A 19,274-nucleotide genomic window follows, 5' to 3' on the forward strand; every position below is an offset into this window, starting at 1 on the left:
TTATATTTTTTAATTTTTAAAACTGTGAACAGGAGCTGGAATAAATCCACCTCTTTGTGCAAATTTTTCTGCACTGCCTGGATGAACTGGAATAATTGGAGCAGAACCCAATAGTCCTCCAAAAGTTGCTTCTTCTCCAACTTTCTTTCCTATTACTGGAATAAGTCTAACTGCCGTTGTCTTTTGATTTATTATTCCAATCATAGCTTCATCAGCAATAATTGCAGCAAGTGTTGATGCTTTTGTATCTCCTGGGATTGCAATCATGTCAAGACCAACGGAGCAAACACAAGTCATGGCTTCAAGTTTTGAAAGACCAATGTATCCATTTCTTGCAGCTTCTATCATTCCTTCGTCTTCACTCACTGGTATAAAGGCACCAGATAGTCCTCCAACGTGATCAGATGCCATGATGCCACCTTTTTTCACTGCATCATTTAGCATGGCAAGAGCTGCAGTAGTTCCGTGACCACCTGCAAATTCAAGACCAATTTCTTCTAGGATTCTTGCAACAGAATCTCCAATGGCTGGAGTTGGTGCAAGGGATAAGTCAATTGTTCCAAAGGGAACACCAATTTTATTTGCAACTTCTGTTCCAATTAATTCTCCAAGTCTTGTTATTTTAAAAGCAGTCTTCTTTATAGTTTCAGAAACTACATCAAAACTTTCTCCCTTAACTTTTTCTAGGGCGTATTTTACAACACCAGGTCCAGAAACTCCTACGTGAAGGACTACATCTCCCATACCTACACCGTGAAAAGCTCCTGCCATAAAAGGATTATCTTCTACTGCGTTGGCAAAGACAACGAGTTTTGCACAACCAATGGAATCTTCATCTTTAGTATTTTCTGCAGTTTCAACAATCTTTTCTCCCATTAGCTTAACTGCGTCCATATTAAGTCCCTTTTTTGTTGTACCAACATTTACTGAAGAACAAACTTTATCAGTTTCAGCAAGGGCACGAGGGATAGAGTTAATTAAAATTTCATCTGCTGGCGTCATTTCTCCATGAACTAAAGCAGAAAAACCACCAATAAAATCAACACCAATTTCCTTTGCAGCTTTGTCGAGAGTTCTCGCAAATTCTGTGTAGTCTTTTTCATCAGTTGCACCAGCTATTAGGGCTATAGGTGTAACAGAAACTCTTTTATTTACAATTTCTACACCGTATTTTTTTGCAACTTCATTTGCATAATCTACTAGATGTTTGCCATATTTTGTTATCTTTTCATAAATCTTTTGACGGGCAAGATCTCCGTCCTTATCTATACAATCTAAAAGTGAAATGCCAAGAGTTACAGTCCTTATATCTAAGTTTTCTTGATCCAGCATCCTCACTGTCTCTAAAATTCTTTTTTTATCCATAAAGATCGCTCCTTAAATTTGGTGCATCTTGTCAAAGATACCTGTGTGTTGAACCCTAATAGAAAGTCCAAGTTCTTCCCCAAGTTTTTCATAGGCATCTACAACTTCTTGGAATTCAACATTCATTTTAGTTAAATCTACCATTACAATCATTGTAAAATAACCATCTAAAATTGTTTGAGTAATATCTACAATATTTAAATCAAATTCCACCATCTTTTTTACAACTTCGTATACAATACCAATTTTGTCACTACCTATTACAGTTATAACAGCTCTCATAATTTCCCCCTTATTTAAAATTACAATCATTATACCATAATTTAGGACTTTAATAATGGCATTTATAATTGTATTTAAACTCACTTTATTATATTATAAGGTAAAAGGAGGGCTGTTAATGAAAAAGTTAAAATTAATAGTATTATTTCTTGTTGGAATCTTGCTTTTAACAGGATGTAGTAAAAACGAAGAAAATTTAAAGAAAAAAGAAGAAGAGGCACAAAAAACAGAAGAAGCAGAAAAATATCAAAAAGACTTGAGTTTTAAGGAAGATTTGGCAAGGGACAAAGATTCAAAATTATACATATGCCGAAAAGATGAAAACGAAAAAATCGAAAGTGCTGAAATCATTGGAAATTTCAGTGATTCAGATTATTGGAGAATCTTTAAAAACGCTGAACTTACAGATGAAAGTGTAAAGAAAAGCGAAAATATCTTGGGAGATCTTATAGTTTCTAATTCTTCAAGAGAAATTAAGCTTTCCAATAAAAAAGTTGATGGTATTTATAAAAATGAAGAAACTAAAAAAATTAAAACTCAAATTATAGAATCAAAAGATAATTTAAGGGACAAGGCACTTTCTCTTTTAATTTCAAATAAAATGAGAGAAATTGAAACAATGAAAAATCCTGGAGAATATGAAACTTATTATACTTATTTAGTTAAAGACTTTTTTGAAGATGGAAAATTAATTTTCCTTGCCTCTATAAAAAATTCAAACTTTTCTTTTAAAGATGGAATTTTTAAGGAAGAGTCTGGCTATGTTTTGCCTGTGGAGCTTCAATATACTTTAAATGAAGATAAAAATTTTGCCTTTGATAAAAAAATCGAAGCAGAAGACGGATCAGGCTATGGACCTTCACTTAAAAAAATGGCTCGCGATGATCAAGCTATTTTTGATGTCTTTTTAGATGATAGAAGTGGAAAAGACTATGACAAATTAATGGAAGACTTGCTTTATGTGGCAGAAGAAAAGGGTCTCGATAATTTTACTCACAGTTTAGAAGATATTCCTGGCTATGAAGATGATGTTATCTATATCAAAGAGGGTCCAAACCACATCCCTGGCACAGTTGAAATTGCCAAGAAAAAGGACTATGAAGAGGCAAAAAATAGTGTGGGAAAGGTAAATTGGTCCTACTGCGAAGGAGTAGTTTATCACGAAAAAACTGGAATTGCAGTTAAGACTGTAATTGATTATTTTGAATAAAATAATTTAAAAAAAATTAATAAAAAAGAAAGACCTGTTTTTTAACAAACTAGGTCTTTCTTTTTTTTCAAAAACTTATAAACTTACTTACAAGCTTCAATAAATTTTTCAAAAATCTTGTTCATTTCTTTGTCATCGTACATCATTTCTGGGTGCCATTGTACTGCTAAGGCAAATTTTTTATCGCTCATCTTCATCATTTACATATCTCAAAATATCTCCAACATCACAATTTAGCGCCCTACAAATTTCTGAAAGAGTTGAAAATCTTATAGCCTTTGCCTTATTAGTCTTTAAAATAGAAAGGTTGGTAATAGTTATTCCAACTTTTTCAGAAAGTTCTGTGAGAGTCATCTTATTTTTTGCAAGTTCAATGTCTAAATCCACAATTATTTTTCCCATATTGCCTTAAAAATAAAAATTTTATTTAATGATTTTCAATAAATTTTTATTTTTTTTAATAAAGAATTGGATAAAAATAAACCTCAGCTCTTACACTGAGATTTACTTTAACTTATGATTTTACTTAATCATGTTTACAATCATTTGAGCGACTTCTGCCCTAGTTAAATTATCTTTAGGTCCAAAAGTTCCATCATCACGTCCAACTAATAGACCCTTTTCTGTTGCTTCTTTTACATCTTTTGATGCCCAATCAGAAATCTTATTTTGATCCTTAAATTTAGGAGCTTCTAGATTCTTTACTTTTATATCAAATTTTTCAGCAAATAAATTTAGTATTCTCGCAATTTCTTCACGAGTTATCTCTCTATCTCCTCCAAAAGTATTATCTTCATAGCCTACTATAATACCATTTTCGATTGCCCAATTTACATAAGCAGATTCTTCTGAATTTGCATCAACATCTTTCAAAGACTTGCCTTTATATTTTTCCACATCAATTTTTTTGAATCTTCCCAATGCCTTTACTACATTATATCTTGTAGAATTTTTATTTGGTTTAAATTCATTTCCTATTAAGTCAATTAAATTATTTTCAAGTGCGTAATTTATTGAATCTTTAGCCCAATGTCCATCAATATCAGTAGCTTTTCCAGAATTTTTTGCTAAATTTTTATTTGCAATTTCCTTTACCTTTTTTAATGCATCTTCTTTTGTGAATATACTTGATTTTGATACATAAACAGGATGAGTTTCTGTTCGATCATGATGTCTAGGGAAGAGTCTTATTGGTTCTTCTCTTGTGTCATCTTTTTCTGGTTGAGTAGGAGTTGGTTTAGTTGGTTCAACTGAATTATCTTCTTCTGGTTCTGTTTTTTCTACTTTTTCAAATATAGCATTTATTGTTAAATCTTGGTCTAATTCACCTACAAACTCTTTGTCCCAACCTTTAAATTTATATCCTTCAAGTCCTTCTACTTCTGGTGCCATTTTCTCTAATTTTGTTGCATCAAAATTCATTGGAAGAACTCTTGTATTTAGAATTACACCATCTTCATTTGGTAAGAATTTTCCTTTATTTTCATCAACTTTAAAAGTAACTCTAACTTCTGATGGCTTTACTGGTGTTGGATCTTCTTTTACAATTTTAAAACTATCTACAACAGATTTGTCGCTAGTTCTATAAGTTGTAACTTCAATTGAATTATCTGTAACTTTTACATTTGAAATGTTTGGAACTTTTTCTTGGTTCTTTACTGCTGAATATTCAAAATTTTTATCTTGCATTATGTCATAAAATTTAGAACCTGATGCAGAGTTTGTTGTAACATATATAATTCCCTTTGGATTTACATATTCACTCGGTGCTTTTCCTTCTTCTCCATTTTCCCATTCAATTATTGGTTTTGTTCCTTCCATTACATGAGTTCTTGTATAAACGTGGTCGTGTCCATTTAGTACAAGGTCAATTTTATTTTCTTTTAATATTGGAACAAGTGTTGATCTCATATCTGTAATATAATCATCTAATGCATGACGTGCTACTGTGTATGGAGGATGATGAAATGTTACTACTCTCCATTTTACATTTGGACTTTCTGCAACTGCTTTTTTAATTGTAACTCTGTGTTCTGCATAATCTTTGTTATTTGAATTTAAACAGATAAATAATGTGTTGTTGTAAACATAATAGTAATTGCTTCCTGCATTTGATTTTCCTTCATCTTGTACATTTGAAACTTTGAAGTGTTCTTCGTGAGCATTTCCTCTTTCATCATGATTTCCTATTATTGGTGCAAGAGTTAATCCATTGAAACCTTCTCTATTAATATATGCATCATATTGTTCTTCGTCCTTTCCAGTATCTACTTGATCTCCAAGTGAAAGTAAGAATGATGCACTAGAATCTAATTCTGGTAAAAGCTTTAGTGTTTTATCCCAGCCGTCTTTACCATTTAAATATCCATGTGATCCTATTTGAGGGTCTCCTGCTGCGAAGAAACTAAAATCTCCTGTTCCACCAGTTTTAAAAGTTTTAACTTCAGAAACTGTATCTCCATTAGAGAATCTATACATATATTCAGTGTCTGGTTCTAATCCATCTAAAGTTACTTGATTACTTGAATATCCTGAAAGATTTGTTTTTTCGATAACTGTTGCATCAAGAACTGTTGCATCTTTAAAATCTTTTTCTGCATTTAGTTTTGCAAACTCAAATTTTCCTTTTTCTTTTGTATTTGCATACCATGTGAAGTTTCTTTCTGTGCCATCTTTTCCTATAGTCAATATGTCATTTGTTAAAATAATTTTTTGATCTTTTAGATCTAATTCTGGTTGTACATCTTTATCCTCTGTAGAAGGTGTTCCATTGTCTACATCTGTTGTCACTTCATCTGATGCATTATTAACTTCTTCTTTAGGTGTCACTTCATTTGATGCATCATTAACTTCTTCTTTTGGTGTTGCTTCATTTAATTGAGCATCACCTTCTGCCGCTTCTACAACATTTGTACTAAATCTAATTTCATTACCTTCAAATCCCAATCCTAATGGTGAAAATACTGAAACTAACATTAGTATAGCTAAAAATAAACTGAATCTTCTTTTCATTATATACCTCCTCTTCAGTTAGAATTATTATTTCACAATATTGTAAAGTCAAAGAATATAATCTGTAATGTATTCTTAAAGATTTTGTAAATTTATCTTCTTTTTAATTTGATTTTTTCTTTTTTATAGATTACTCCTGATAGATAAGCGCTAACTGGAACCATTATAATTACTACTGCTGTACCTATGAGCGAATTGACAAGTTCAACAGCAAAAAAATCTGAACTAACTAATTGATTAAAATCAACTCCATAGGATATTAAAACTAAAACTGTAGCTATGGAGCTTCCCAAAAATGCAAATACCAAAGTATCGACCATAGTACCTATAATATCCTTTCCTATTATCATCCCAGATTTAAAAAGTTCTATTTTTGTTATTTTAGGATTTTTTACATATATCTCATGAAGTGCAGAAGATATTGAAACGGAAACGTCCTTACAAGCTCCATAGGCTGCTATGGCAACACCTGCAAACATAAGAGGATATATTTGTAATCCTGTTTTTGAATTTATAAGTAAGAGTCCTTCTACATCAGCTAAATTATATCCACTTAAATGTGTGAAATAAGATGAAATATAAAAACATATTGCAGCAGATATAAATCCAACTGACACACTTATTAAGTTTACAAGTCCAATTAATGTGTAACCTTGAAGTATTACAACCGAATAAATACTTCCCAAGACACAGGTTAATATTGTAACCCATACTGGCGAATGTCCCAAATATATTAGAGGGATCATAAAACAAAACATTAAATATAAACTTATAAAAAGTGATGCCGCAGATTTTATCCCCTTTGACTTTCCAATTGCATATAACATTATTAAAAATAAAAGTAACATAATAGCTATTGGGACAGATCTGTCGTAATTATAAATTGTATAATATGGCTCAATCCCCTTTGGTTCGTCCACATAAACTATTACCTTAGAACCTTCCTTTAAGTACACAGAATGTTCCGAAAATAAATTATTTTCTATAGTTATTGGTTTATCAAACCTTTTATTTTTCATTTTAACCAAAACTTTTTGGGATCCAGTCTTTAAATTTGGATAACTCTCAACTGTATCTTCATCTAAAACTTTTATAACCTTACCCTTCTCATAAGAAACTGCGTTTTGAACTATAACTGTATCTCCAAAGTCTACATCTTTCCAAAAAATAAAAATAAAAATTAAAATTAAAATTAAAACTAACGCCCCGTTACAAATATATTTTATTTTTTTACTCATCCTTTCACTCCTTCTGCAAAATTATTGCATTCAAAAGTAAATTTTATATATATTTAATGTAAAATAAAATTTATTATCCCATCACTTTTATAAAAAGGCTCTATGTCAAATATTGGGGAGACTCGTTAATTCGAGTCTCTCTTTTCATTTGATAAGTTGTAAAATGAAATGCAACACAAATAAAAAATAAAAACTCATATTAACTTCGTGTAATTTGTTAATAATGACAAAAACACACACCTAGGTTAATATGAGCTATAAAAATCTTACACTAAACGAAAGAAATAAGATAGAGGTATTAAACAAAGAGGGCTATTCTTCTAGAAGAATAGCAAAAATTTTAGGATTTCACCATTCCACAATAGCTAAAGAGCTTAAAAGATGTGATACTGAATACGAAGCTGACCTAGCAGAAAGAGATAAAGAATCTAAATCATCTTTAAAAGCCAGAAAACTAAAGTAACTTATGAAATATTAGAAAGTATCAAAGAAAAACTTAATTCTAAATGGTCACCTGAGCAAATTGTAGGTTGCCTTATAAAGGAATATTAAGCTTTAAAACAATATATAACTGGATTTATTCTGGAATAATAGACTTTGATATTTCAAAATTAAGAAGAAAAGGTAAGTCTAGAAAAAGTAAAGAAACAAGAGGAAAATTTAACATAGGTACATATATAAGAAAAAGACCAAAAAACATAAAGTATAGAGTTTTCTTCGGACATACCCAAGGGGCACAAGACTGGGAACTTGATACAGTTGTGTCTTTAAGAGGAAAAAGCAAAGGGTGCTTAGCAACATTTGTTGAAAGAAAAACAAGGTTTTATATAGCATTACCAATGAAAGATAGAAGCAAAGATTCAATGTTTGAAGCAATCAATAAACTTGTTAAATCACTTCCAAAAGAAGGCTTAAAGAGCTTCACATCAGATAGAGGAAAAGAATTTGCTTGCTATGACGAAGTTGAAAAGCTTGGAATAGACTTTTACTTTGCTGACCCATATTCAGCATGGCAAAGAGGAAGTAATGAAAATTCAAATGGTTTATTGAGAGAATATTATCCTAAAAAGACAGATTTAGCAGAGATATCTGAAGAAGATCTTATTAAAAATTTAATATAGCTTAACAGCAGACCTATGAAATGTCTAAATTATCAAACTCCATTTGAATTATTTTTACATGAGCTTAGTTTAATTTAGGTGTCGCAATATTATTTGCAATTCATCTTAAATAAAAATATCTGTTAGAGATTTACTCCCCAACAGATATTATAGAGCCTTTTTATGTTTTCTCGTCTTTTTCTATATAGGTGTCTTTTGCAACAACCCCTTAATTTTCTCAAAACTTATAAACTTACTTGCAGGCGTCAATAAATTTTTCAAAAATCATATTCATTTCTTTGTCATCGTACATCATTTCTGGGTGCCATTGTACTGCAAGGGCAAATTTTTTATCGTCAAGATAAACTGCTTCTACTAATCCTTCTTCAGATAAAGCAGCTTTTTTTAATCCCTTTCCAATTTCATTTACTCCTTGATGGTGATAGGAGTTAGTCCAAATTTCTTCTCTTTTAAAAATATCAAAAAGTGGAGAATCTTCTACTATTTTTAGTGCATGTGATGGTTCATTTCTAAGTGAATTGCTCATTGAGTGAGCTGGAAAACCTGCTGAAGGTAAGTCTTGGTGGATAGTGCCTCCAAGAGTAACATTTAAAATTTGAAGTCCTCTGCAAATTCCCAAGAAAGGTATGTCTTTTTCTAGTGCATACTCTGTCATAAAAATTTCTTCGTGGTCTCTGATATTGTCAAAATTTCCTGCCTTGCCAGAGTTTCTTTCGTTATAAGTTCTTGGATTTACGTCATGTCCTCCAGATAAAAGTAGTCCGTCAATTTTATCTAAGACTTCTCTCATGTCCTCAAGACTTTTTATATTTGGTATTAAAATTGGGATTCCGCCATTTCTTTCCACTGCCCTAATATAATCTGCTGCTACTAATTGCCAATCTTGACCTTCAACCCCAATTTGTCCAACATCATTTTGAGAAATATCTCTAAGTGAGTTAACAGAAATTCCTATAAGTGGTTTCATTATCTTCCTCCCTGTGTTTTATTAAACTCATTATATCAAAGTCAAGATAAAATTGGTAATTTTTTAATTTGTCTAAGCATTTATTGCTTAAAAAATTAAATTAATATATAATCAGTAGATTAGAGGTGCATTATGAGTTTAAATAGACAATTTTTCAAATTTGTCATCCCATCTATTATAGCAATGTGGGTATTTTCGATTTATACAATTGTAGATGGATTTTTTGTTGCAAACTTTGCAGGTGAAATGGAACTATCTGCTGTCACAATAGTAGTTCCATATGTAAATTTCCTATTTGCAATTGCAATTATAACTGGAGTTGGGTCTCAAACCATTATAGGAATAGAGCTTGGAAAGGGAAATCGTGACGAGGCAAACAAGGTTTTTACCTTCATAATTTTATTTATCCTTGCTTTTTCCATTGTCCTATCTATTCTTGGAATAATTTTTATGAATCAAATAATAAGATTTCTCGGTGCAGACTCAAGTTTATTTAGTTTATCACACCAATATCTTTCAGTTATTGTTTTCTTTTCGCCCTTCTACATCATTGCCTACGCCTTTGAGGTTTTGGTAAAGGTCGATGGCTTTCCTAGAACAGCAATAATTGGTGCAGTGTCTGCCTGTGTCACAAATATAATTTTAGATTACATTTTAATTGACAAGTTCCAAATGGGAGTAAAGGGTGCTGCCCTTGCCACTGGCATAGCTCAATTTTTATCCTGTCTAATATTTTTCATTCACTTTAGATCTGCCAAGGGCTATCTTCGTTTTGTAAAAATAAAAATGACAGCTGCTGAAATAATTCAGTATTTAAAAACAACTGTCGCCTATGGTTTTGGAGAATTTATATCTGAACTAAATGCTGCAACTTTTGTCTTTATATTTAACTTATTTATAATAAAATATCTTTCACCAGAATATCTATCTGCCTACGCAGTAATAAATTACATGTCCCTATTTGCAAGTTCTACCTTCCAGGGAGTTTGTCACGGGACACTTCCTCTCCTATCCTACTATCATGGTTCAGAAGAGAGAGAAAAAAGTTTAAAAATTATAAAGATGAGTTTTATATTTATATTTATAGTTTCTCTTATTATGTATGCAATAGCCTTCTTTGGAGCAAGAACTCAATTTGAAATGTTCTTGGAAAACAAAAATATGATTTCTGCATCAATAAGACCTATGAGAATTTATGCCCTCATGTTTTTATTGGCAGGTCACAATTTATTTATAGCTTCACTTTCATCAGCCATAGGTGATCCAAAATATTCCATAATTATAAATATTTTGAGGGGGTCAGTTGCCCTATTTATATCAATTTATCTTTGTGTTCACCTTCTTGGAACAAGGTATTTATTCTTCGGAGCAATAATTTCTGAATTTATAGTATTTTTAATCTCACTTTACTCACTAAATAAAATGGTTAATAAACCAAAATTACAAGTTAAAAATGCCTAAGAAAAGAGGAAGCCTTTTTTGACTTCCTCTTATTTTAATCTAAATATTTTTTAAATTTTTCTGGTATATTTTCTGCTAGATAAGCAAGGCCATAAATATCTGGACCAACGTGTGATGCTATAGTCTGACCAATTTCAAGAATTAGGAATTTCTTATAGCCCTTGTCTTTTAGTTTATTTATCAAAGAATCAAGTAGTTCTTTGTTATCAGCATATACTGGGAAAATTCTGTCATCTCCATTGGAATTAGATTTTTCTTTCATAATTTCAACCATTTTTTTATAGGATTTATTTTTTCCACGAACTACATCTGATAAATAGATTTTTCCCTCTTCATCAACTTCTAAAATTGGAAGAATATTCAATACACTTGAAATTTTTGCCTTAGTTCTTGAAACTCTGCCACCTTCATAGAGGTATTTTAAGTCATATACTGTAAAGATGTGTTTAGTGTTTTTTACTAAAAACTCTAATAAGTCTAAGACTTCATCATAGGATGCTCCATTTTTTGCAGCAAGCCCTGCGAAATAAGTTATTTGACCAAAACCAACTGATGCAGCAAGAGAGTCCACAATTTCAACTCTTACATCATATTTTTCCTCAATTTCTTTTTTTGCCATGCAGGCATTTTGAAAGGTTCCACTCATGCCAGATGATAAGGTTAAACAAATAATGTCTATTCCATCTTTTGCAAGTTCTTCAAATTTTTTTAGGTACTCATAAAAAGTTATTTGGCTTGTCTTAAAAAAAGCTCCTTCTCTCATCCTTTTATAGATTTCTTGATTATCTATGTCTTCTTTTAAGTCTTCGCCTTCTTCATCTGTACTTTTTATCCTAAAAATCTCTATATCTAAATCTTCCAATGTCTTTTTATCTAAATCACATGAGGAATCTGATATTATTTTAAAAGTCATTTGTCCCTCCTATTAGGATTATTTAGCTTCTTTTATCAATCTTAAATATTTAAATTATATGTATCTTAACTTTTTGATTTTTCTTTTTTAATTAAAATATTTTATAAAAATAATACTTACATATTAATATTATAACATAGAGTTAATTTTTCATATAATATTTTATTAGTTTTCATGAAGTCTAAATCTTGATTTAATTTCCAAAATATTTGTTATAATAAATTTATGGAAAAAAAATATATGAAAGAAGCCCTTCGATACGCCCATCGCTCTCTTTTATCTGACGATGTGCCTATTGGCTGTGTAATTGTAAAAAATAATAAAATAATTGCCTACGGCTACAATAAAAAAGAGGATTTAAAAAATCCCACTGCCCACGCAGAAATAATGGCTATAAATATGGCTGCAAAACACTTAAATTCTTATCATTTAGAATCTTGTGATATTTATGTAACTCTTGAACCTTGCCTAATGTGTGTTGGTGCCATCCTAAATTCTAGGATAAAAAATTTATATTTTGGTGCAAGAAATAAGAGGTTTGGTGCTGTTGTTTCCCATCAAAAAATAGAAAAACTCATAACTAATCACAATATCAGTTATGAGTATGGAATCATGGAAAAGGAATGTGCAAGCCTCATTTCCAATTTTTTCTCAGATCTTAGGAAGAGGTCTAAATAAAAATTCTAGATTGTTTTGCAAAAAGTCTAGTATAAACTTGTCGTAATAATTTTTTGTGAGAAAGGCAATAATCATTCCAATAATTGCTCCAATGATTACATCGCTTGGATAATGTACGAAGTGATAAATTCTTGAAAATGCAATTAAAATAGCTATCACAATAAATACTATTCCCATTCCCTTAAAGTAAAAATAAATTGTAAGAGCTGCTGCAAAAGATGAAGATGCGTGACCTGATGGGAAAGAAAAATCTGTGGGATTTTTTATTAAAAGTTCCACCTTTGAAATCCAAGAAGGTCTTTTTCTTTTTAAAGTGTTTTTCAAAAAAATATTGCAGACTATACCATTAAATATTAGGGCAAGAATAATATTTATGCTCTCAATCCTAAAACCTAGGTAAAATAGAATGAAAACTGTGAAAAGCCATATTGCTCCTCCAGTCCCAAGATGGGTTATGGCAATCATGTATCTATTTAAGGTGTCATTCCTTATACCAAGGAGCCAGTTTAAAAATTTGCTATCCATTAATACCTCACAAATTATTTTATAAAAAAAGGCCTATCACTAGGCCATGAAATTACATTCTGTTTTCGTTGTCAACCCATTCTTTAGCTTCTTCAACTTCGTCGTCTGTTGGGATTTCAATTCCTGTTTCAGGATCTTGTCCTTCAGTTTTAGCATAAAGATCTGAATCTGCTCTGTCTTTAGGATTAATTTCTTTTTGTTGATCCATATTTGCTTTCATTTGTTTTTTTTGTGAATCAGAAAGAGTTGTTGAATTTTCAATTAAATCTTTTTCTTTTTTATTGTCTGTCATATTATCCCTCCATATATTTATTAAATATATATTATTACAAATATCTAATAAATACAAATACTTTAAGTAAAATTTCAGTATAATAGTATTATATTCGCATTAGAAGATTTAATATATTCTTTTTGGGTAATTTAATATAGTTAAATCAATATTTAGGAAGTGTTATATGTTAAAAGTAATCTTTGATAACTTAGGTGAGTACAAAAAATACGCTGTGCTATCGCCTTTTTTTGTTTTATTAGAAGTATTGATGAATGCAGCAATTCCCTTCTTTATGACAAAAATAATAGACCAGGGGATTTTAATAAATTCCTCTGACAATATAATTAAATACGGAATAATCCTACTTATAGTGGCGGCAATTTCACTTGCAACAGGAATAATTTCAGGTTATCTTGCCACAAAGGCTTCAAGTGGACTCGCAAAAAATATGAGGGGATCAATGTTTGATAACATCACTGATTTTTCCTTTGAAAATATGGACAAATTTAAAAGTGGATCTCTCATAACAAGAATGACAACTGATGTCCAAACAGTACAAATGGCATTTCAAATGACTATAAGAATGGCAATTCGTTCGCCACTTACTCTTATTTTTTGTTTTATAATGTCTTTTAAATTATCAAGAGACCTTGCCCCTACTTTTGTAATTATAATTCCCCTAATCAGCATTGGAATGGGACTTATTATAAAGGGAGCTTATCCAATTTTTGAAAAAGTTTTTAGGATAACAGATAAGCTAAATACTGATGTTTCAGAAAACTTGTCTGCAATAAGAGTTGTAAAATCTTTTGTAAAAGAGGACAAGGAAATAGAAAAGTTTAATACTATCTCTGATGAACTTCAAGATAATTACATTAAGGCGTCAAAACTTCTTGCCTTTTCAAATCCACTTATGAACTTTTCAACTTATCTTATGACAATTCTAATTGCTTGGTTGGGAGCACATTTTATTGTAGCTGGGACAATGACAACTGGTGCTTTGACAGGTCTTGTGACTTACGCAATTCAAATTCAAATTTCACTTATGATGCTTTCCATGATTCTAGTTCAAATAACTATTGCTAGAAACTCAATTAGACGTATCAACGAAGTGATTGCAACTAACCCATCTATTGTAAGTCCAAAAAATCCTATAAAAGAAATTAAAAATGGAGAAATAATTTTTGATGATGTTTATTTTTCTTATTCAGGTTATTTAGACAAGTCTGTATTAAAAAATATTAATCTCAAGATAAATTCTGGCGATTATGTGGGAATGATTGGTCCAACAGGATCTGGTAAAACAACTCTTATTAGTTTAATTGCAAGGCTCTTTGACCCAAGTAAGGGAAGTGTTTATGTTGGAGGAGAAAATGTCTTAAACTATGATCTTAAATCTCTTCGAAAGGACGTTTCTGTAGTCTTACAAAAAAATCAACTTTTCACTGGCACTCTTCGTGAAAATCTAAAGTGGGCTGGAGAAGATCTATCTGATGAAAAATTAAAAGAGGCACTTTATATTGCATCTTGTGACGATTTTATTGACCCAGAAAAAGATTTGGATATGCCTGTGCAAAGAGGCGGAACGAACTTTTCCGGAGGTCAAAGACAGAGAATTTCCATTGCGAGGTCTATCTTAAAAGATCCAAAAATCTTAATTATGGACGATTCAACTTCTGCCCTTGACAACAAGACTGAAGAAAAAATTATAGACTCTCTAAATAAATTAAGACCTGATATGACAAAAATTTTGATTTCACAAAAGATAAAGTCCTTAAAAAATACTGACTACACTGTAGTTCTCGATGTGGGAGAAATTGAATCAATTGGCACTCACGAAGAACTTATAAATAAGAGTCCTATTTATAGAGAAATAAATGAAACACAAGAAAGTGACGGTGATTTTGATGCAAAAGAATAAGACAAAAATTACATCTCCAGAAAACAAAGTTGCTGCAAAAAAATTATTCTCATTTATTTTTAAAAGGCATAAGTTTAAACTCTTAGCCGTTTCACTTATGGTAATAATTTCCTCTCTTGCCACAATTTCTGTTTCTCTATTTATGAGATTTTTAATAGACGATTACATCATGCCTTTAGTCCAAAGTTCAAATCCAGATTTTTCAGGTCTTTTATCCATGTTGATTAAGATGGGAATATTTTTGGCAATAGGCGTCTTGTCATCTTTCACTTATTCAAGACTAATGGTTTCAATATCTGAATCTACTCTTGGCGATATGAGAAAGATTATGTTTAAAAAAATGCAATCACTGCCAGTCTCTTACTTTGATAGCAAAAGTCACGGGGACATAATGTCTTATTACACAAATGACGTAAGAGCTCTTGGAGAAATGATATCTCAATCTTTCCCTTCCTTTGTCCAATCGCTTATGACAATAATTATGGTTTTAGTGGCTATGTTTTCGCAATCTGTACCCCTATCTCTTGTAATAATTTTAACTGTGGGGCTTATGATTTTTGTCATGAATGTAATTGGAGGCAAGTCCTCTCATTATTTCTTGAGTCAACAAAAATCTCTTGCCAAGACAAATGGTTATATAGAAGAGATGATTGATGGTCTAAAAGTTGTAAAAGTTTTTAATCATGAAAAAAATGCCAGAGAAGATTTTAGAATAATTAATGAAGAATTAATGGAAAATACAATGATAGCAAATAGACTTGGACTTTTCCTATTTCCACTTATTTTTGGAATTGGAAACTTCCAATATATTTTGTTTGCCATAGTTGGTGGACTTATGGCAGTTCACGGTGGTTTTGGCATCACAGTTGGTGTTGTAGCATCTTTCTTACAACTTTCAAGAACTTTGACAGGTCCTATGGGACAAATCGGTGGCAATATAAATTCTGTTGTCCTTGCCATTGCAGGAGCTAGAAGAATTTTTGATTTCTTAGAAGTTGAGCCAGAAGACTACTCTGGAGAAGTAGAAAAAGTTTCAAAAACTGTTGACGGAGAAGAAAAATATTTTTGGCATGATTTAAAATCAGATAAATACACAGAACTTTTGGGCGATATTAGATTTAAAAATGTTGACTTCTCTTATGATGGTAAAAAGAAAATTCTTAAAAATATAAATTTATATGCAAAACCAGGTCAAAAAATTGCCTTTGTAGGAGCAACTGGAGCAGGTAAAACAACAATAACAAACTTGATAAATAGGTTTTATGACATTGACAGTGGAGAAATTACCTTTGACGGAATTGACATTAAGAGGATAAAAAAAGAAGACCTTCGCTCATCCCTTGGCATGGTTTTACAAGACACCCACCTTTTCACTGGCACAATTGCTGAAAATATAAACTATTCTGTCGATGAAGTTGATATGGAAAAAACTCTTGAAGCAGCAAAAAGAACCAATGCTCACGACTTTATAAAGAATTTGAGAGATGGTTATGACACACTTATAACAGGTTCTGGTGGCGAATTATCAGAAGGACAAATGCAACTTTTATCTATTGCTAGAGCAGAAATTTTTAACCCACCAGTTATGATCTTAGATGAAGCGACATCATCTATTGACTCTCGTACAGAAAAAATTGTACAAGAGGGAATGGATGAAATCATGAAGGGAAGAACAACTTTTGTCATAGCACATAGACTTTCAACAATTATGAATTCTGACGTAATAATTGTGCTTCAAAATGGCGAAATAGTAGAAAGAGGCGACCACGCTGACCTACTTGAACAAAAGGGAATCTATTACAAACTCTACACAGGTGGCTTCGACGAATAAAAATTTATAAAATAAAAAGAGGTGCTGGATTTTTCCAACACCTTATTTTTTTAGAAATCTCTTCTTTTATAAAATTTTTGTGAGAGATTTATGGATATAAAAGTTATAATCAAGACAAGTACTAGTGAAATTAACAAGGTCATAAAAATATTATTCTCCATAAATATAAAGAAGTTATTTAAAGAATCCTTAAAAGTCATGACAAGAAAAGCAAGTATCCCAATTAAGGCAAAGGTTAAGGCCGAAATGGACTTAGCCTTCTTATATCCAAACTTAAAATAAAGTGGATACTTAAGGGAAATAAAAACTAAATAGACTAAAAGATAGGCAAAACTTGTCGCCAAAAACTCTCTTATGTCAGCGGTCTCAACAAAGAAAGAAAAAATCGTTGAGAAAACTATGCTTATTAAAAAGGCAAAGATAAATAAAACGAGGGCAAAGGCATACCTACCTATTACAACTTTTTCAGATTTTATTCCAAAGATCCTGTATAGGCTGTCAATTCCTGCTTCTTCTCCTATTAAAAAGGGATAGGAAGAATAAACTATAGAAAATATGAGGATTGCTGAGTTTGCCGTCATGGGATTACTTGTTATAAAGAAGTAGACCAAGTACAAGAAAGTCATTATTATTAAATTTTTAAGGGTAAAGTAGGGCTTTATGGAAATATAGTCTAAGTTTACAATCTTCTTAATATCTTTCATTTCTTCCTCCCATATAAAACTAAAATCTTATTTATATCTGGATTTTCAACAAATAAGTCATCTGGAATATTTTCTTTTTCAATCTTTTTTACAAGTGCCTCAAAGGAAGTAGAGTTTGATTTTATTCCTAGAAGGTCAAAGTTTTTTAAAAGATCTATATCTTCTGAACCACCCTTTAAAATCAAATATTTTTCCAAAAAATCTTCTTTACTACATGAATCAATTATTTTTCCATCATCAATAAAAATAATATAGTCAGCAATTCTATCTAGATCTTCAGTTATGTGGGTGGAAAAAAGCACTGTATTATTTTCATCTTCCACAAATTCCTTTAACATATCTGTGAGTTCATCTCGCATACTTGGGTCAAGTCCACTTGTTGGCTCATCTAAAATTAAGAGATTTGCCTCATGTGAAAGGGCAATGGAAAACATAAGCTTTATTTTCATACCACGAGAAAGTTCTTTAACTTTTTTATCTTTTTCAATTCCAAAATTTTTAATGTATTGAAAAAACTTTTCTTCCTTCCAATTTTCATAGCCACACTTCATAGCCTCATTTACAAGAGTGATTTTCCAATCCTTTGACAAAAAAGAATCGTCCATAATTATCCCAACATCTTGAAGATATTCTAAATCTTTTACATCTTTTCCATCTACAATTATTTCTCCATCATAGTTTATTAGGGATAAAAGGGACTTTATAGTTGTTGTCTTTCCCATTCCATTTTTTCCAATAAATCCAGTGATAAATCCTTTTTTTATTTCTAGGGAATTTTCTCCAAGGACAAAATTGTCATAAGTCTTTTTCAAATTCCTAACTTCAATTTTATTTGTCATACTCCACCCTTTCATTGTATAAAAATTCAAATAATTCCAAAATTGTTTTCTTATCCAAATTTAATTCTACTGACAAATTTATTGCCTCCTGCAAATGGTCTTCTAATTCTTTTTGGAGTTCCTCCCTTTTTACTTCAGAATCTTTTCCTGCCACAAAAGTCCCAAGTCCCTGTCTAGACTCGACAAATCCCTCTTCTTCCAACTCATCATAAGCTTTTTTTACTGTCAAAATGCTCACCTTTAAATCTTTTGAAAGAGTCCTTACAGAAGGAAGCTGCTCTCCTTCTTTAACTTTATTTTTTAAAATATTTTCTTTTATTGCATTCTTTATCTGTTCATAAAGAGGAACTGAGGATCCATTTATTAAAATAATTTTCATTTTGCCTCCTTGTTACATAACACTATATAACAGTCTATAACACTTGTCAATTTTTTTGTAAATTTTTATTTGTAAGTTACTCATAAAAGTTTGATATAATAGGACAAAAGGAGGAATCTATGAAGGATAAAAAGATTAACTCAAAGAAAAGAAATATGTTTTTTATAATTTTTGCAATAATAATGATATTTGCTATATGCTTTTATGCTGTAAAAATTAAAAAGCCTGATGCTTTTGTCACAATGGATCCTCTAACAATTCAGTTTCACTTCACTGGCTACGATGGATCTGGCAAGGCTGAGATAGAAATCCTTGAATATCCAAAAATTGTAAGTTTAAAAAATGAAAAGGACAGAGAAGAGATAGAAAAAATCCTTCACAATCCAAGCATTGAGTGGAGCAAAAATGAAAACTTGAGAAATGGAGAAGAAATTTCTTTTTATATTAGATATAAAAACACAGGAAAATATTATATTAAATTTGATAAAGAGTATGGAAGTACTGGGACAAGAGTCCAAGACCTTATTCCCACAAAGTAATTTTAATTTTTGGAG

General features: G+C 31.0%; 18 protein-coding genes and 1 pseudogene. 7 read left to right on the forward strand and 12 right to left on the reverse strand.

Features of this window, described 5'->3' with window-relative positions; translation table 11 throughout:
* Window positions 1-9: 9 nt before the first annotated feature.
* Together BN3657_RS03065 and BN3657_RS03070 are read right to left on the reverse strand one after the other, a co-directional pair.
* Complete coding sequence (locus BN3657_RS03065; RefSeq protein WP_019139165.1) at window positions 10-1,365, reverse strand: PFL family protein; 1,356 nt, start codon at window positions 1,363-1,365, stop codon at window positions 10-12.
* 12 nt (window positions 1,366-1,377) lie between these two features.
* Window positions 1,378-1,647, reverse strand: a complete 270-nt coding sequence (locus BN3657_RS03070; RefSeq protein ID WP_019139166.1) for an ACT domain-containing protein — start codon at window positions 1,645-1,647, stop codon at window positions 1,378-1,380.
* 118 nt (window positions 1,648-1,765) lie between these two features.
* Between BN3657_RS03070 and BN3657_RS03075 the strand changes: the two genes are divergently transcribed.
* Window positions 1,766-2,857, forward strand: coding sequence for a hypothetical protein (locus tag BN3657_RS03075; protein WP_062551731.1), 1,092 nt, complete (start codon window positions 1,766-1,768; stop codon window positions 2,855-2,857).
* A 180-nt stretch (window positions 2,858-3,037) separates the two neighbouring features.
* On the opposite strand, the gene BN3657_RS03080 is transcribed toward BN3657_RS03075, so the two are convergent.
* The 3 genes from BN3657_RS03080 to BN3657_RS03090 all read right to left on the reverse strand — a co-directional run bounded on the left by BN3657_RS03080 (window position 3,038) and on the right by BN3657_RS03090 (window position 7,107).
* The gene (locus BN3657_RS03080) at window positions 3,038-3,259 is read right to left on the reverse strand and encodes a helix-turn-helix domain-containing protein (protein ID WP_062551732.1); all 222 of its coding nucleotides are present in this window, start codon (window positions 3,257-3,259) and stop codon (window positions 3,038-3,040) included.
* Between the two features lie 120 nt (window positions 3,260-3,379).
* Window positions 3,380-5,869 (reverse strand): S-layer homology domain-containing protein, encoded by a 2,490-nt coding sequence (locus tag BN3657_RS03085; RefSeq protein WP_062551733.1) that lies wholly within the window; start codon window positions 5,867-5,869, stop codon window positions 3,380-3,382.
* 92 nt (window positions 5,870-5,961) lie between these two features.
* Entirely contained in the window at window positions 5,962-7,107 is a 1,146-nt protein-coding gene (locus BN3657_RS03090) for a YibE/F family protein (protein WP_062551734.1), read from the reverse strand.
* A 250-nt stretch (window positions 7,108-7,357) separates the two neighbouring features.
* Between BN3657_RS03090 and BN3657_RS03095 the strand changes: the two are divergent.
* Window positions 7,358-8,306, forward strand: a pseudogene (locus BN3657_RS03095) (IS30 family transposase).
* Between the two features lie 154 nt (window positions 8,307-8,460).
* Here BN3657_RS03095 and BN3657_RS03100 read toward each other — a convergent pair.
* Window positions 8,461-9,195, reverse strand: coding sequence for a gamma-glutamyl-gamma-aminobutyrate hydrolase family protein (locus BN3657_RS03100; protein WP_062551735.1), 735 nt, complete (start codon window positions 9,193-9,195; stop codon window positions 8,461-8,463).
* A 132-nt stretch (window positions 9,196-9,327) separates the two neighbouring features.
* Between BN3657_RS03100 and BN3657_RS03105 the strand changes: the two genes are divergently transcribed.
* A complete protein-coding gene (locus BN3657_RS03105) occupies window positions 9,328-10,656 on the forward strand; it encodes an MATE family efflux transporter (protein ID WP_062551736.1) in 1,329 nt (442 codons plus the stop codon).
* Window positions 10,657-10,690: 34 nt separating this feature from the next.
* Here the strand turns inward: BN3657_RS03105 and BN3657_RS03110 are convergent, their stop codons facing one another.
* On the reverse strand, window positions 10,691-11,569 hold the full coding sequence (locus BN3657_RS03110; RefSeq protein WP_062551737.1) for a DegV family protein: 879 nt from the start codon (window positions 11,567-11,569) through the stop codon (window positions 10,691-10,693).
* A gap of 225 nt (window positions 11,570-11,794) precedes the next feature.
* On the opposite strand from BN3657_RS03110, the gene BN3657_RS03115 reads away from it, so the two are divergent.
* The gene (locus BN3657_RS03115) at window positions 11,795-12,247 is read left to right on the forward strand and encodes a nucleoside deaminase (RefSeq protein ID WP_074017830.1); all 453 of its coding nucleotides are present in this window, start codon (window positions 11,795-11,797) and stop codon (window positions 12,245-12,247) included.
* Here BN3657_RS03115 and BN3657_RS03120 read toward each other — a convergent pair.
* Together BN3657_RS03120 and BN3657_RS03125 are read right to left on the reverse strand one after the other, a co-directional pair.
* Complete coding sequence (locus tag BN3657_RS03120; RefSeq protein ID WP_062551738.1) at window positions 12,221-12,772, reverse strand: phosphatase PAP2 family protein; 552 nt, start codon at window positions 12,770-12,772, stop codon at window positions 12,221-12,223. The genes BN3657_RS03115 and BN3657_RS03120 overlap by 27 nt on opposite strands.
* Window positions 12,773-12,824: 52 nt before the next feature.
* A complete protein-coding gene (locus tag BN3657_RS03125; RefSeq protein WP_019139172.1) occupies window positions 12,825-13,064 on the reverse strand; it encodes a CDIF630_02480 family spore surface protein in 240 nt (79 codons plus the stop codon).
* A 166-nt stretch (window positions 13,065-13,230) separates the two neighbouring features.
* Between BN3657_RS03125 and BN3657_RS03130 the strand changes: the two genes are divergently transcribed.
* Complete coding sequence (locus BN3657_RS03130; protein ID WP_062551739.1) at window positions 13,231-14,967, forward strand: ABC transporter ATP-binding protein; 1,737 nt, start codon at window positions 13,231-13,233, stop codon at window positions 14,965-14,967.
* Window positions 14,954-16,798, forward strand: a complete 1,845-nt coding sequence (locus BN3657_RS03135) for an ABC transporter ATP-binding protein (protein WP_062551740.1) — start codon at window positions 14,954-14,956, stop codon at window positions 16,796-16,798. Before BN3657_RS03130 ends, BN3657_RS03135 begins: the two co-directional genes overlap by 14 nt.
* Before the next feature lie 50 nt (window positions 16,799-16,848).
* Here BN3657_RS03135 and BN3657_RS03140 read toward each other — a convergent pair whose 3' ends face one another.
* From BN3657_RS03140 to BN3657_RS03150, 3 genes are read right to left on the reverse strand one after another with little or no spacing between them, the layout of a single operon-like run.
* Window positions 16,849-17,502 (reverse strand): ABC-2 transporter permease, encoded by a 654-nt coding sequence (locus BN3657_RS03140; RefSeq protein ID WP_062551741.1) that lies wholly within the window; start codon window positions 17,500-17,502, stop codon window positions 16,849-16,851.
* The gene (locus tag BN3657_RS03145) at window positions 17,499-18,341 is read right to left on the reverse strand and encodes an ABC transporter ATP-binding protein (RefSeq protein ID WP_062551742.1); all 843 of its coding nucleotides are present in this window, start codon (window positions 18,339-18,341) and stop codon (window positions 17,499-17,501) included. Before BN3657_RS03145 ends, BN3657_RS03140 begins: the two co-directional genes overlap by 4 nt.
* Window positions 18,331-18,720, reverse strand: a complete 390-nt coding sequence (locus tag BN3657_RS03150) for a GntR family transcriptional regulator (protein ID WP_062551743.1) — start codon at window positions 18,718-18,720, stop codon at window positions 18,331-18,333. Before BN3657_RS03150 ends, BN3657_RS03145 begins: the two co-directional genes overlap by 11 nt.
* A 119-nt stretch (window positions 18,721-18,839) precedes the next feature.
* Between BN3657_RS03150 and BN3657_RS03155 the strand changes: the two genes are divergently transcribed.
* Window positions 18,840-19,259 carry a hypothetical protein gene (locus BN3657_RS03155; protein WP_062551744.1) on the forward strand — a complete coding sequence of 140 codons (420 nt, stop codon included), beginning with the start codon at window positions 18,840-18,842 and terminating at the stop codon, window positions 19,257-19,259.
* The last annotated feature ends 15 nt before the right edge of the window (window positions 19,260-19,274 follow it).

The sequence above is a fragment of the Peptoniphilus phoceensis genome (genome assembly GCF_001517665.2).
GTDB classification, from domain to species: Bacteria; Bacillota; Clostridia; order Tissierellales; family Peptoniphilaceae; genus Peptoniphilus_A; species Peptoniphilus_A timonensis.

Coding starts and splice junctions, on each gene's coding strand:
- BN3657_RS03110 (WP_062551737.1), bottom strand. CDS start 11,569: ATGACTTTTAAAATAATATCAGATTCCTCATGTGATTTAGATAAAAAG.
- BN3657_RS03150 (WP_062551743.1), bottom strand. CDS start 18,720: ATGAAAATTATTTTAATAAATGGATCCTCAGTTCCTCTTTATGAACAG.
- BN3657_RS03120 (WP_062551738.1), bottom strand. CDS start 12,772: ATGGATAGCAAATTTTTAAACTGGCTCCTTGGTATAAGGAATGACACC.
- BN3657_RS03075 (WP_062551731.1), top strand. CDS start 1,766: ATGAAAAAGTTAAAATTAATAGTATTATTTCTTGTTGGAATCTTGCTT.
- BN3657_RS03135 (WP_062551740.1), top strand. CDS start 14,954: ATGCAAAAGAATAAGACAAAAATTACATCTCCAGAAAACAAAGTTGCT.
- BN3657_RS03125 (WP_019139172.1), bottom strand. CDS start 13,064: ATGACAGACAATAAAAAAGAAAAAGATTTAATTGAAAATTCAACAACT.
- BN3657_RS03085 (WP_062551733.1), bottom strand. CDS start 5,869: ATGAAAAGAAGATTCAGTTTATTTTTAGCTATACTAATGTTAGTTTCA.
- BN3657_RS03155 (WP_062551744.1), top strand. CDS start 18,840: ATGAAGGATAAAAAGATTAACTCAAAGAAAAGAAATATGTTTTTTATA.
- BN3657_RS03115 (WP_074017830.1), top strand. CDS start 11,795: ATGGAAAAAAAATATATGAAAGAAGCCCTTCGATACGCCCATCGCTCT.
- BN3657_RS03130 (WP_062551739.1), top strand. CDS start 13,231: ATGTTAAAAGTAATCTTTGATAACTTAGGTGAGTACAAAAAATACGCT.
- BN3657_RS03140 (WP_062551741.1), bottom strand. CDS start 17,502: ATGAAAGATATTAAGAAGATTGTAAACTTAGACTATATTTCCATAAAG.
- BN3657_RS03105 (WP_062551736.1), top strand. CDS start 9,328: ATGAGTTTAAATAGACAATTTTTCAAATTTGTCATCCCATCTATTATA.
- BN3657_RS03100 (WP_062551735.1), bottom strand. CDS start 9,195: ATGAAACCACTTATAGGAATTTCTGTTAACTCACTTAGAGATATTTCT.
- BN3657_RS03145 (WP_062551742.1), bottom strand. CDS start 18,341: ATGACAAATAAAATTGAAGTTAGGAATTTGAAAAAGACTTATGACAAT.
- BN3657_RS03090 (WP_062551734.1), bottom strand. CDS start 7,107: ATGAGTAAAAAAATAAAATATATTTGTAACGGGGCGTTAGTTTTAATT.
- BN3657_RS03070 (WP_019139166.1), bottom strand. CDS start 1,647: ATGAGAGCTGTTATAACTGTAATAGGTAGTGACAAAATTGGTATTGTA.
- BN3657_RS03080 (WP_062551732.1), bottom strand. CDS start 3,259: ATGGGAAAAATAATTGTGGATTTAGACATTGAACTTGCAAAAAATAAG.
- BN3657_RS03065 (WP_019139165.1), bottom strand. CDS start 1,365: ATGGATAAAAAAAGAATTTTAGAGACAGTGAGGATGCTGGATCAAGAA.